The organism is Armatimonadota bacterium, assembly GCA_016223145.1.
Lineage (GTDB): Bacteria > Armatimonadota > Fimbriimonadia > Fimbriimonadales > Fimbriimonadaceae > Nitrosymbiomonas.
Window position 1 is genome coordinate 32,916 of sequence record JACRPN010000023.1, and the last position, 13,129, is coordinate 46,044.

Sequence of the window (13,129 nt, forward strand, 5' to 3'; positions counted from 1 at the left end):
AGAGCATGTCCTTTCAAACCGCCGGCACCGAATTTGAGAAGCCTCGAGGCGTCAGCCAGATCGAGGTGAGACGCGGATTCGCTCAGGTTCACGTGTCCAACCTATCCGAACCGATCGCCGAGCGAAGGCTCGGCGTCTTGAAGTCCATCTCCGATGCCGATATCAGCCTGGACTTCCTGAAGCTCACCCAAGGCGGCCTGTCCTTCGTTGTCGACGAGCAGAAAGCCTCCTCGGCACAGGCCGCTCTCGAGGGTTCTGGTGCGACGGTTTCGGTCCAGCTCGGCTGCAGCATCGTGCTGGTCCACGCCGTGAATATCCGCGACGAAGAGGGCCTGGTCGCGCGGCTCGTCTCGATCGCCACCCGCGAAAACACCCGCATCGAGCACCTGGCCGATATGCACGACCGACTGCTCTTGGTCACTGAGAACGAACAGGCCGCCAAGCTCGCGGACGCCTACACGCGAGAGCTTATCGGGGGCCAGGCGTGAAAGTCCGCGTGATGAAGTTTGGCGGCACCAGCGTCGCGACGGCCGACGCCCGCAAGAAAGCCGCAGCCCTCGTCGCCGCCGCCAAGGAGCAAGGCTGGGCGCCGGTGGTCGTGGTCAGCGCCATCGGGCGGCGCGGCGATCCCTATGCCACCGACACCCTGCTCGGGATGCTGCGCGAGGTTGATCCCGCCGTGCTCCCTGACGCCCGCGAGGAGGACCTTATGATCGCCTGTGGCGAAATCCTCTCTGCGGCGGTGTTTTCCCAAACCCTAAAGTCGCTCGGGCTCTCGGCCCAAGGCTATCGGGGCGGACAAGCAGGCATCCGTACCGACGGCGTCTTCGGCAACGCGCGGATCGTCAGCATCAATCCCTCCTCGCTCTTTGAGTCCGTAGAGGCCGGCCGCATCCCCGTGATCTGCGGTTTCCAGGGCACCTACGTGCCGAAGCCGGGCGTGCCCGGCGGCGAGCTGACCACCCTCGGCCGCGGAGGCTCCGACACCACCGCCGCCGCCATTGGCGCCGCGATGAAGGCCGCGATGGTCGAAATCTACACCGACGTCGACGGCGTGAAAACCGCGGACCCCGACTACGTCCCGGACGCTCCCACCCTTGGCAAGGTGACCTATGACGAGGTCGCCGAAATAGCCCACCTGGGCGCCAAAGTGCTTCATCCCCGCGCCGCAGAGATCGCGATGAAGTTCGACATCCCGCTCTGGGTCAAGAGCACCTTCAGCGACGCTCCCGGCACCGAAATCGTCAAGCGCGCCGACTTCCCCGGCAGCCGCGTCACAGGCGTCACGCACACCGGACGTCTGGTCTATCTTCAGTTCGACCTTGGCGCCGCGCCAACGGATAGCCGACGCTCGATCGAGGCGCGAGTGTACGAGATGCTGGCCAGGTACGAGCTCAACACCTACATGATGAACCACAGCCCCGACGGCTTCGGGTTCGCGCTTCCCCGGGAGCAGTATCCTGCCGCCGAGAACATCCTCGACGGCCTCGTGCTTCCAGCCGGAACCTCGGCCACCGAGCTGTTTCTGGTCCAAATCGGCAAGACCCCGTCCCGCGAAACGGAGATCCAAGGCGACCTGCTCAAGCCGCTCGGCAAGGTCACCACGATCCCGATCGAACTCACCGAGAACTGCACGATCGTGTCGCTCGTGGGGCACGAGTACCTCCAGCAGCCCGGCGTCTATCTGGACGTCCTAACTGAGCTCCGCAACGCCAACATCCACGTCCAGCAGACCAGCGACTCAGAGTTTTCACTAAGCTGCCTCGTTCCGGAGGTGGACCAGAGGCGCGCCGTTCGCATCCTTCACGATCGCTTTGTGGTTGGCGAACACCAGTGAGAAGGCCCTCACCCACCGAGCCCGTAGCCGAGCTCAAGCGCGTGCCTATTCAGGAAAACGGAGAGCCGATGGTGGACTTCGCGGTCGCTTGTCCGACGCTCGTCATCGCCTCGCCGGTGTACCGCTACACGCGAGCGACCCTTGTCCGCGCCACGGTCGCCGAGATGCTCAACAGGGCCGCAGAAGCCATCCCCAAGGGTTACCGGCTGGGCATCCTCGAAGGCTGGCGCCCCAACTACATCCAGCGCAGGATGTATCTGACCCAGTGGATCCGCTTCAAACAGCTTCATCCGGACTGGTCGGACCTGCAGCTTCGCCGCGTCGTCAACCGCTTCACCCACCCGCACAACGCCAAGGCGCCACCACCCCACGCCAGCGGCGGCGCTGTAGACGTCATGCTTGTGGATGCGGAAGGCCAGCGGATCGACCACTCTTCGCCCTACAAAGTCTTTGACCCGAAGAACTACCCGCATGACTGTCCGGGCCTGAGCGAGACGGCCAAAAAGCACAGGCAGATCCTTCGCGAAGCGATGTTTCACGGCGGGATGACGAACTACCCTAGCGAATACTGGCACTGGAGCTACGGCGACCAGGGGTGGGCATACCGGGGCTCGCAAGCTCCGAGCGTCCCTTTGTCCCTTGGTCCCTCTGTCCCTTCGCTAGGCCAATCACCCCAGGGATTCGCAATCTATGGCCCGATCTTCACCCCGGAGGGTTGGACGCCTGTTGCCGAAGACGACAACGACGAGCCGTTGGAACGCCTCTGGGGCGGTGGAGTGGGTAGCGGGTTTCCTCGAAAGGCCTCCTAAGCCAGACACGTTTGCAGAGCCATGTGGTCCCCCACACCATCAAGTCGGGCTGCGGGCCAATCGGCAGAGGGTCCAACGTGGCTATTCGTTCTCTTCCAGATACTCGTGGACGATCTCTTTGGCGTCCTTGTGCGAGAGCCCCGTTTCCGCGCGAATCTGCTGGATGGCTCGCTGCACCACTTCGGTCTTCTTCGCGTGCGCCTCCTCCTTCAGCCTTCGCCTGAGCTCGCGCGCCTCGCTGCCCGTGCCGATGTGTATCCCTGCGATCGCTCCGCTAGAGACCTCGTCCACCATGCCGGTCTCTCGGAGAGACTTGCGCGCCCGCCACCGTCGAAACTCGCGCTCGTTATCGTCGCTGCCCCGAGCGAACACGGTCCACGCGTGCCCGAAAATGCCGATGCCCCAACCGAGCAAAGGCCAGAACGCCCAACTGATGTGGCCATCTTTGAAAAGGTCCATCCCGACCAGGCCCAGGTTGACGACGACGTACCAGCCGAGGTGGCCCCAAAACTCTGCCTTTACGTGCTTGTCGAATTCAAGGCGCTCTTTAACCTCGGCAGAACGGGTCCTGTACTCGGTTTCCGCCGCGAGCACGGCTTCTGCGGAGATGCCGGCTTCGGCAGCATTGGCGAGGAGTTGCTCCCGGCTCATGGAGCCAGACGCATACTTGCGCGCGGCTAGCAGCAAGATCTGCTCCGCCTCGTCCTCTTCGAAAAACTGCTGTTCCTCCGACACCCTACGATTCTATGCGAATTGGAGAGCGGGGGTTGCAAAAGGGGATCCATTCACGGCAAGTTGGGCCCGACGAAGCGATTTGAGGGCCATCGGCCGTAAGGAGGTGTAGCGGGATTGGCATCGAATCCCCTTTGCTGGGCGAGAATCGGAATGACGAGCGTGGGGAGCAAGGCAAGGCAGTGGGCTATCAGGTGCTTTGTGGTGCTCCTGTGCATGGCGCTTGGCGGTGCCCTGGTCGCCGGATACAACTTCGTCAGACACCGCAAGGCCGAGTCAGCGGCGCTCCTAGGAAGCTACGCCCGCAAGGACGTGCTCGCCGAAGCCGTGCGCAAAGACCCCTCCGCCGCGAATTACTTCAAGCTCGCCGAGGCCGCCGTGGCCACCGAGGACTTCGAGTCGGCGAGAAAAGCCTACGAGGGTGCGGCAGGCATCTACCGATCACTTGGCAAGATCAGTTTTGCCTATTCGGCCGAGCGCTTGGCGCAGCGCTACGAGGTCGTGGCCAAGCCCTTTGTTCATGAGGAGGCCGACAAGGGGACCATGGCGATGTTCGACACCAAGCGTCGACTGGAACCCGCCTATGGCTGCTATCTGGGCGCCTTTATTGACCACGAGGACTCGATCAAAGGCACCTACCGCGACGAATATGGAACCTGGAGGCGCGACGTCAGCTCCTTCAACCACCTCTCCGGTACGCACCACGCCCTGTTCTTCATGTATCTGGGCTACGGGCGGCAATTCCCCCAGAAGTTCGTCGAGCACATGAAGCTGAACAAGGCGGGCGCTCAAATCGCGTGGGAGCCTTCAAGCTTGGAACAGGTCAAGGACGACGCCTACCTGCACGAGTTTGCCAGGGCCGCCAAAGAGAGCAAGACCCCCATCTTTCTGCGCTTTGCGAGCGAGATGAACGGGGATTGGGTGCCCTATCACGGCGACCCCAAAAAGTACATCGAGAAGTTCCGCCTAGTGGCAAAGGTGATGCACGAAGAAGCCCCGAATGTGGCGATGGTCTGGTGCCCGTTCGAGACGCCGGTCAGCATTATGAACGACTACTACCCCGGCGACGAAGCCGTTGATTGGGTAGGGGTAAACATCTACAGTGTGCCCTATTGGAACGACGACCCCAAGCAGCCGGCAGCCTGGCGCAACCCCGCGGACGCGTTGCGATATGTCTACGAAACCTATTCCGAAAAGCATCCGATCATGATCTGCGAGTACGCGGCCTCGCACCGGTCGTCCCTCGACCAGATGGACCGCTCCGAGCTCGCGCGCACCAAGATGGCCCAGTTCTACTCGGCGCTCCCCAGGATTTACCCACGGGTGAAAGCCGTCTGCTGGCTCAGCATGAACGCGATCAAGCACGCCATCCCGGGGAGGCAGTCGAATGACTATTCCTTGCTGGGAGATGAGAACGTGCGACGACGCTACGAAGAGCTCTTGAGCGTGGAGCCGCACTACCTAAGAACACTTGAACTTGGGGAATGGACCTATGCGAAGTCGTATCCTGTCGAGCTGGACGATGGCGCTCTGCTGCCTCGCCGAGCGGCGCTTACAGCCTGGGTGAAGCTCTACGACGACCACCCGACGGTGGTATGGAAGGTCAACGGCCAAGCCGTTTCGCAGTCCTCGCTGCCGGGCCCGCACCGCTATGTGCTGGATACCCGCAAGCTGCCGAAAGGCGAGGCGACGATCGAACTGGACGTGTTTGACGACGCAGGCCGACTGGCAGCGCATGTGGAGCGCAAGGTTCAGGTGGGGGATGGGCGTTAGGGCATTAGGGCACTGGGGCATTACACCTGTGCCATGGCTTCCCTTTCCGAAAGGCGGAAATCGGATAACGTATAACGGATAGCGGACACTCACTGCCCTAATGCCCTCATGCCCTAACGCCCTAATGCCCTAATGCCCTAATGCCCCAATGCCCCAATGCCCTAACGCCTACTCATAGATACTCTTCACACTCGAAAACATCGGCCTCTTCAGGCCGAAGTAGGTGATCCTCTTGGCGTGGGTGTCGGCCCAGAGCGCATTGGCACCTTTGCGGTGGAGGAAATGGAAATGGTCGATGAGGTTCGGGTCGTTCGGAGGACTGTTGAACCAGTCGGACGGCTGGAGGAAGTTGCAGACGGGCGCCCTGGCCTCGTGCTCCCAAAGCAAGAGGGTGCCGGCAGGCTCCTCGACCACCGAAGCATTGGCGCCGAGCGAGACCGTGGCGCCGCTGACATCGGTTTCACCGGTACGCGCCATCGGGCCATATTCTTGGCCCCTGGCCGCAGGGTTGGTGTTGTAGTACTCGGACGAGATCCCCGGATTGAACCAATTGGTGGCGTAGGAAAGCTGCCATTCGCCCGGCATGGCGGGGCAGCGCTTGACGCCTTCATCCTTCAGGTAGCGGTCGATGGCGCCCGGCCGGACCGGATTCTGCGCGGGCTCGATCCCCCTACCAAAGAACCCGCCCAGGAGACCCGCATTGTTGTTGTCATAGCCGATCCACATCTGCTGCGGCGCAAAGCCGGGTAGGTTGTCGATGAGCGCCGCTGGGCAATAGGTGTCGTCCTCATCGGCCAGATAGAGCGAGACGGCGAGGCCCAACTGGCGCATGTTGCTCATGCACACGATCTGCTTGGCGGTGACCTTTGCCTGGACAAAAACCGGCAGCAGGATGGCAGCGAGGATCGCGATGATGGCGATGACAACGAGCAGCTCGATGAGCGTGAAGGCCTTTGGCAGGCGACGGCGCATGGTTTCCCTCAAGGTATCTCCCATTCTGATACACGTCTAGGTCCGCTTGAGGCCCCGGTTTGGTTCGCAGAAGAGGCGAGAGGTGAGAAGCGAGGGGCGAGGAGCGAAGGGCGATTGGGGCCCCCTCCTTGGTTTTGCGAAGCGAAATTGCTTCCGAGTCCCGACGTGTCGGGAAGGAGGGGGTTTCGGAGATCCCGCCGACCGAAGGGAGGGAAACGAAGTCGGGAGGGGGTGGAGACACCGGACTCAGTCCCCACAACCTAAACTGCAGTGCACCAGAGCACCTGAACACCCGAAAACTTAACTCCCTATCACCTGAAAACCTGAACGCCCAGCACCCGAACACCTGAACACCCACGCGCCCCTCGCCCTTCGCCCTTCGCCCAGGGCCCTCAATATGCCACAATTCAGGTTCAAATGAGCGGAAATCTAGGCATCACTCCACGTGGCGAGAGCTACAGCGACTGGTATACCGACCTCGTCCTGAAGGCGGAACTGGCCGACTACTCGCCCGTGCGCGGCTGCATGGTGATCCGCCCGAACGGCTATGCCATTTGGGAAAACATGCAGCGCGCCTTGGATGATATGTTCAAGGCAACAGGCCACACCAATGCCTATTTCCCGCTGCTTATTCCAATGTCCTTTCTGGTCAAGGAGGCCGAGCACGTCGAGGGCTTTGCCCCCCAATGCGCCATCGTGACCCACTACCGCCTCAAGCCGGGCCCGGACGGCAAGCTGGGCGTCGATCCAGACGCCGAGCTTGAGGAGCCGCTTATTGTCCGCCCGACCAGCGAGACGATCATCTGGCCAATGGTCAAGAAATGGGTCCAAAGCTATCGCGATCTGCCGGTGCTGCTCAACCAGTGGTGCAACGTCATGCGCTGGGAACTGCGTACGCGCCTGTTCATGCGCACTGCCGAGTTTCTTTGGCAGGAGGGCCACACCGCCCATGCGACCTATGAGGAAGCCGAGGCCGAACAGCTTCAGATGATCCACATCTACCGTCGATTTGCTGAAGAATGGATGGCCGTACCTGTACTGACCGGCCTCAAGACTCGAAACGAGACCTTTCCGGGCGCGGATCACACCTACTGCATCGAGGCCATGTCGCAGGACCTGCGCTGCGCCCAGGCAGGGACAAGCCATCACTTCGCGCAGAACTTCGGAAAAGCCTACGAGGTGCAGTTCCAAACCGCCGACGGCCAACTCGACTTTGTGCACACCACGTCCTGGGGCCTCTCCACGCGCATGATCGCGGTGCTCATCATGGCCCACTCGGACGACAAGGGCTTCGTCGTCCCACCGAGACTCGCTCCGACGCAGGTGGTGTTTGTGCCGATGGGCCGCGACGATGAGACCCGTGCGCGAACCTATGCCGCTGCCGACCAGATGGCCGAGGCCCTCACCGGCGCTTCTTGGAACGGCCAAGCCGTCCGGGTGAAGGTCGACAAGCGCGCGAATGAGTCCCCCGGCTTCAAATACAACGATTGGGAGCTCAAAGGCGCCTGCCTCCGCGTGGAGGTCGGCCCGAGAGACCTGGACAGCGGGACCGTGGTCGTGGCGCGAAGAGACACAGGCGAGAAGGCCACAGTGCCCTCCGGAGAATTGGTCCAATACGTCCTATCCGCCCTATCCGACATACAGAGCTCCCTGTTCCGGAAAGCCCTGGCTCTCCGAGAAGCGAACACGCACCGTATCGACGACTGGGCTTCCTTTGAGAAGCATTTCGAAGGAGAGGGTGGCAGCGGTTTTGTGCTGGCGCACTGGGACGGCACCACCGAGACCGAATTGGCTATCAGCGAAAAGACCAAGGCGACGATCCGGTGTATCCCGTTCGAGCCGCTCCACCCGGACGACGCCAAACCCGGCAAGTGCATCCTCACCGGCAAGGAAAGCAAGCAAAGGGTCGTCTTCGCGAAGGCGTACTAAAGACTCAGCGTTCTCTTGGCCCCAACCTCGATCGTCGGGGTTGAGGTTGAGAGAGCTTCACTCCTCGCTGGGCAGCGAAGTCGACTTCCAGAACTTGGAGGCTCCGCCCGATATGCCACGCCAGATGCGCCGTGCGCCGATTAGCAGCACCAGACCGCAGAGTAGCGATACCAGTTCTTCTATCCGGACCGGCTTCATGAAATAGTCCCAAAATGGGTTGAGTAGCTGTCCCTCGGGGTCCTGACGAGCATCTGCCCAAGCCACCCAGATCCCCTGGACCAGGGGGCCCGCCGACTCGACCACAAAGTAGGCTCCTACAGCGCGAAGGAGTCCCGTCGTCCAGTCTTCCGAAGTCGCTTCGCGGTCCGATTCGATGGACTTCTCACGAAAGACCGAGGCGAACGTGCTCGCCCAAACCCAAAGGCCAACCGCCAGCAAAACGTCCACTGCAAAGGGTGTTACCGCCGATAGGAAATAAGAAGGCGGCATCTCATTGCCCGGCAGACCCTGAACCAACGCAATGGCATAGGCCAGAGCTCGGCCCGCCATGACTGCACAGACCACCGACATCAGACGTGCTGCCAGAAACCCGATCTGATAAGGAGACATGCCGCCATAGTAGCTGAAAACGAACCATAATGGAACTATGGTCGGAGTCTCGTCGATTCTGATAGCACTGTGTCTATCGGGGCTCCAAAAGCCGGCCGGGGCCGCCGTATCGCTGGACATTCCGGCCCAGACGGTCAAGGCCGTTTTGACTTCGCTGGAAGAAGCGGACGGCGTCACGCTAAGAGCCCTTGAACCGCTAAACGAAGAGGTCGTTACACTTCATTGCGAGAACCGCCCGATCGGCGAAATCCTCGAGCGGCTCGCCGATGCGCTTCGAGCGGAATGGTCAGAGGAGAAGGGCCTGCGCGTGCTCAAACGGTCCAAAGAGTCCCAATCCAGGCTGGAGGCCGATGATCGCCGGATGCGGGCCAACGCCCTCAAGCCTCAGCTCAAGCAGTTTGCTGACAGTTTGATCGCTTTGCAGACCCCCTATCTTTGGGCGCGCTCCACAATTGAGGAGCTCAAGCGGACAACAAATGGGGAATATAAGGTCGGCGTCGACGCTGTCCTGCGCTACAGCGCGCCTGCAGAGACCCTCCTGAAGCAACTCGTGGTGGCGATGGGGTCTGATAGGCTCGCAGCGCTTCCCTATTTCCACCATGTGACATTTGCCCGTCGTCCAAATCCCGCTGAAGAAGCTATTGGCAAGGGCACAGAACAGTCCTTTGCGCATTACGAGAAGACACTCGAAGCACTGGCCCAGGTCAATGAGGAAGATCTTAAGCTCCCCGATCCCTACCTCAATGACAGGTATCGGCTTCTCATGAAGGCGGCGCGGCGCGGAGGCGGCATCGGACAGGTTCTGCTTTCTGCCATTTGGTTTCCCGGCCGTATATCGCTCATCCTGCGCACGTTTGCCACCGACGGGACCATCATAGAGACCGCCAGTCAGAACCTCACCACCAACGACGGCTACCCCGCCTTCGGCCAGGCTGTTGAGCCGACCCTGAAGCGTCCTTCCCTGAAGCTGGGTGATCCGGCAGCGAGCATTCTCTCCATCCTCAGCGGCGTCGGCAACGAATATTACTTTCTCGATGCGCCTCGGCCCGACGGCGAGTTGACGCCCGGAGCCAGAGCCGCGCTTCTTAATCCTGAGGAAACGGACCCCCTCGCGCTTGGCGCCGCGCAGGCGGTCCGCGATTCGTTTGAGGTTCAAGGCAGGCCCTTCTTGGCGGTTCTGCCGGACGCGCTCTTGCGGTGTGCCATCCGCGCTACAAAGGAAGGCATCCTCGATTCCTCGACGTTCGCAAAGGAGGCGCAGGACTTCGGGGGCTTGAAGCTCGAAACCCGAAATGGCTGGACCTTTGGCACCCCAAACAGCTCACTTGTCTCCGAGAGAACGCGAGTTCACCGCCAGCCGCTGGGGGTCCTCATGCGCCGGGCCGTAGCGGACCAAAAGCTCACGATACGCGCAAAGGCGAAGTTCGTGGCGGCCGCGGGCGAAGGTTCGCTGGGTAGCCCACTTGCTGGCGCTTATCAGTTTCTGCTTCCCAAGTGCGGTGCTATGGCGCAGGACTTTCAGATGCCGAGCATCGTGCTGATGATGCTTGGGAATCTCCCCGATACCCATTGGGCCCAATTGGTCAAGGGTGAAACCTTGGATGCGGCCTCGCTTTCCGCAGGCTTCAAAACTTGGTTCAGGGATTGGGCCAACTGGGGCCCCGACTATTATGAATGGCTCTCTCTTGGAGCAGAAGGCATCCGGCAGCAGCCGGCGAAGCCGTTGCCCGACCTCATGCGCGCGGGAGCGGAGTGGATGCCTACAGGCGTGCCGACTGGGACCTCGTTTCGGCTCAACGTCGGACAAAGGCACCAGGCGCTGAACCTCGATGCTTCAAGCAGCTCAGGGACCTGGATCGGCCACAGCACCATCGCTAACAGCGCCGACGAAATAGGGCACCAGGTATGGTACGCCCATTTTCGAAACCCAGACCTGACGCCTCAGGAGCTTCTGAAGGGCCGCTGGTCCTTGCGTCTGGCCGAGGAGTTTGAGCTCGAAGCCCGCGCGCCAACCGGCCTGATCCTCAACTGGAGGTACAAGGGCCTGGTTCTTGGGGACGAGAACTCCGGCCCTGTCCGGTTTGACGAGGCGCCACCGTCATTTCGCGAGCGAGTCATGGAGGTTTACGAGCTCATGAAGAAGCGCTACGGTGGGTAGCTATTGCGCCGCAACAGGTACGCCGCCCACTGCCCCGACCGCAAACATGTGGTCGTCCACATTGATCTTCTGCGCGATGAACTCCGTCTTCTCGCCCACCTCGAAAACGCCTTGCCACACCGGGCTCGAGGTCTCGCGCCAGTAGACCACGTACTTGACCCCCGGAGTGCCGCGCCATGTGATCTTGGAGTGGTGCCCCTGATCGCGCACCATGCGCACGTTCGTTGGCGCCTCGCCCGCATTCGCAAGCGCCGCCATCGAACAGAGGTTGGCACGTACGTTGTTGGCGAAATAGGCGTAGTCGATGAATTCGGGCAGGTCGTTCACGGTGTGCTGACGGTTGTATTCCTCGATGACCTCCACGAACCGCACCGCCGTGAAGCCCTGCCGGACAAACGGCGTGTGGTCGCCGCCGCGCCCAAAGCGGTCGCGTCGGAAGACTAGCTTGATCCCGTGCCTTCCCTTCATCGTCTGCCGAACCTGCCACTCGATGAACCGAGCCAATTCGCGGGAGTTGTGGGGCCTGGGTCCCTCCCCTTGTTGCGCGGCGGGAGGGGCGGCTACCCCCTCACCCGGTTCACTTCGCTTACCGACCTCTCCCACGGGGGGAGAGGTGGACTGCGAGACGCCGGCAGGCTGAGAGTCTGCCCCACGGGTTCGCGTGGAGGGAGATGGGACATATTCCTCGCTGAAAACCCGAACGAACTTGGTTTCCTTCTGGCTCAGGTCGTTGTGCGTGTTGCCCACCATGTCATTGCTGAGCACGGCTTCCAGATCCCAGTTCTCTTCGCGGGCTCGCTTGGCGAGCGCCCCCGAGCCCAACAGTCCCTGCTCTTCTCCCGAAAACGCGCAGAAGACTAGCGTGTTCTCCCACTTTCTCTGGCTCAGGATTCGCGCCAGTTCGAGCGCGAGGGCCGTTCCACTGCCGTCGTCGTTCGCTCCCGGCGAACGCGCTGTGAAGGGGTCCGCGCCCTGGCCCATGTTGATCGTGTCGAAGTGCCCGCCCACCAGAATGCGCCGGTTCGTTCTGCCGGGCAGAACCGCAACGACCTCCACCACTTCTTTGTCGGCCGGGATACGGCTCCCCCGCTTCACCTGATACTTGTAGAGCTCAACCTGAAGCCCGGGAATCTTCTTGTATTCGCCCGCGATCCACTCGGCCGCCTGGAAGAGCTCGGGCGTGTTGGTGTTCCGGGTGTTGAAGCTTGCCAGCTTTTCAACAGTCGCACGCAAGCGCTTCGGGTCGACTTGTTTGAGCATGGCGTCGAGGCTGGGTTCCTGCATCGTTAGGGCTCCAAGGGCGAGGATTGCGAGCATGGGGGAGTTTTACTCCATAATGCCGCCATGAGCGAGTTTCTGGAGCCGCGAGTCAAGATTGACGGCGTCGTTTACGTTTGGGAGCGGGACTTCTTCAAGCTGCCGGCCGAGGTGAAAATCGAGAAGAACACCCATCAGGTCCAGGTGGACAAACAGGGCCGAATCTATGTGCACTCGCCCAGCGACCACGCGGTGATCGTCTTCGACAAAAGTGGGCAATACGTCTCCTCCTGGGGCAGCCACATGCACCAGGGCGCCCACGGAATGCAGATTCGCGAAGAAGACGGAACGGAATACCTTTACTTTGCGACCACCAACCAGCATTGGGTCTCCAAAAACACCCTCGACGGACGCGAGATCTTCCGGCTTGGCGCGCCTGCGGAGTCCGGCAAGTACCGTGAAGAGGGGCAGTACAACCCAACCAACATCGCCTTTGCTCCGAACGGCGACTTCTACGTGGGCGATGGCTATGGGATGCACTACATCCACCAATACACGAAAGACGGCAAGTTCATCCGGACCTGGGGGGGTTACGGCAGCGATCCCGGTTTGATGAACTGCCCGCACGGACTCGCGGTCGATACGCGTGGCAAGGAGCCTCTTCTCGTCGTCGCCGACCGCGGCAACCACCGCCTGCAGCGCTTTACGCTCGATGGCAAGCATGTGGACTTCATCACGCACGACCTGCGCCTGCCCTGCCACTTCGACTTCCACGGTGGACTGACCCTGATCCCGGATCTCCAGGGCCGCGTGACGCTGATGGATGAAAACTACAAGCTCGTCGCCCAGCTCGGCGACAACCCGAAAGAGGGCGAACGCGCCAATAACGGCGTCAAGCGCGGAGACTTCCTCGATGGGCGCTTCATCGCCCCGCACGGCGGCTGCTTCGACAAGGACGGCAACATCTTCATCGCCGAATGGGTCAACGACGGCGGTCGCTTAACTCGGTTGAGAAGAGAATGATTGAGCCCCCTCCTTGGTTTTGCGAAGCGA

Annotated in this window: 11 protein-coding genes; 7 read left to right on the plus strand and 4 right to left on the minus strand. The window is 61.3% G+C overall.

What is annotated here, in order from left to right; translation table 11 throughout:
• Positions 1 to 5 precede the first annotated feature (5 nt).
• Genes HZC36_16860 through HZC36_16870 form a run of 3 tightly spaced genes read left to right on the plus strand, consistent with a single transcriptional unit; the run spans position 6 to position 2,646 of the window.
• Positions 6 to 488 carry a hypothetical protein gene (locus HZC36_16860; GenBank protein MBI5708656.1) on the plus strand — a complete coding sequence of 161 codons (483 nt, stop codon included), beginning with the start codon at positions 6 to 8 and terminating at the stop codon, positions 486 to 488.
• Positions 485 to 1,837 (plus strand): aspartate kinase, encoded by a 1,353-nt coding sequence (locus HZC36_16865; GenBank protein MBI5708657.1) that lies wholly within the window; start codon positions 485 to 487, stop codon positions 1,835 to 1,837. The genes HZC36_16860 and HZC36_16865 overlap by 4 nt, the downstream gene beginning before the upstream one ends.
• Entirely contained in the window at positions 1,834 to 2,646 is an 813-nt protein-coding gene (locus HZC36_16870; protein ID MBI5708658.1) for a hypothetical protein, read from the plus strand. The genes HZC36_16865 and HZC36_16870 overlap by 4 nt, the downstream gene beginning before the upstream one ends.
• An 81-nt stretch (positions 2,647 to 2,727) precedes the next feature.
• On the opposite strand, the gene HZC36_16875 is transcribed toward HZC36_16870, so the two are convergent.
• Positions 2,728 to 3,381: a 2TM domain-containing protein gene (locus HZC36_16875; protein ID MBI5708659.1), complete on the minus strand. Its 654-nt coding sequence runs from the start codon at positions 3,379 to 3,381 to the stop codon at positions 2,728 to 2,730.
• Positions 3,382 to 3,495: 114 nt separating this feature from the next.
• Between HZC36_16875 and HZC36_16880 the strand changes: the two genes are divergently transcribed.
• Positions 3,496 to 5,151, plus strand: a complete 1,656-nt coding sequence (locus HZC36_16880; GenBank protein ID MBI5708660.1) for a hypothetical protein — start codon at positions 3,496 to 3,498, stop codon at positions 5,149 to 5,151.
• 168 nt (positions 5,152 to 5,319) lie between these two features.
• On the opposite strand, the gene HZC36_16885 is transcribed toward HZC36_16880, so the two are convergent.
• Complete coding sequence (locus HZC36_16885; protein ID MBI5708661.1) at positions 5,320 to 6,123, minus strand: prepilin-type N-terminal cleavage/methylation domain-containing protein; 804 nt, start codon at positions 6,121 to 6,123, stop codon at positions 5,320 to 5,322.
• A 417-nt stretch (positions 6,124 to 6,540) separates the two neighbouring features.
• On the opposite strand from HZC36_16885, the gene HZC36_16890 reads away from it, so the two are divergent.
• Positions 6,541 to 8,052 carry a proline--tRNA ligase gene (locus tag HZC36_16890; GenBank protein ID MBI5708662.1) on the plus strand — a complete coding sequence of 504 codons (1,512 nt, stop codon included), beginning with the start codon at positions 6,541 to 6,543 and terminating at the stop codon, positions 8,050 to 8,052.
• A 57-nt stretch (positions 8,053 to 8,109) separates the two neighbouring features.
• On the opposite strand, the gene HZC36_16895 is transcribed toward HZC36_16890, so the two are convergent.
• Positions 8,110 to 8,661: a hypothetical protein gene (locus tag HZC36_16895; protein MBI5708663.1), complete on the minus strand. Its 552-nt coding sequence runs from the start codon at positions 8,659 to 8,661 to the stop codon at positions 8,110 to 8,112.
• 37 nt (positions 8,662 to 8,698) lie between these two features.
• On the opposite strand from HZC36_16895, the gene HZC36_16900 reads away from it, so the two are divergent.
• Positions 8,699 to 10,819 carry a hypothetical protein gene (locus HZC36_16900; protein MBI5708664.1) on the plus strand — a complete coding sequence of 707 codons (2,121 nt, stop codon included), beginning with the start codon at positions 8,699 to 8,701 and terminating at the stop codon, positions 10,817 to 10,819.
• Here the strand turns inward: HZC36_16900 and HZC36_16905 are convergent, their stop codons facing one another.
• Entirely contained in the window at positions 10,820 to 12,136 is a 1,317-nt protein-coding gene (locus tag HZC36_16905; GenBank protein ID MBI5708665.1) for a M20/M25/M40 family metallo-hydrolase, read from the minus strand.
• A 27-nt stretch (positions 12,137 to 12,163) separates the two neighbouring features.
• On the opposite strand from HZC36_16905, the gene HZC36_16910 reads away from it, so the two are divergent.
• Positions 12,164 to 13,099 carry a hypothetical protein gene (locus HZC36_16910; protein MBI5708666.1) on the plus strand — a complete coding sequence of 312 codons (936 nt, stop codon included), beginning with the start codon at positions 12,164 to 12,166 and terminating at the stop codon, positions 13,097 to 13,099.
• Positions 13,100 to 13,129 lie beyond the last annotated feature (30 nt).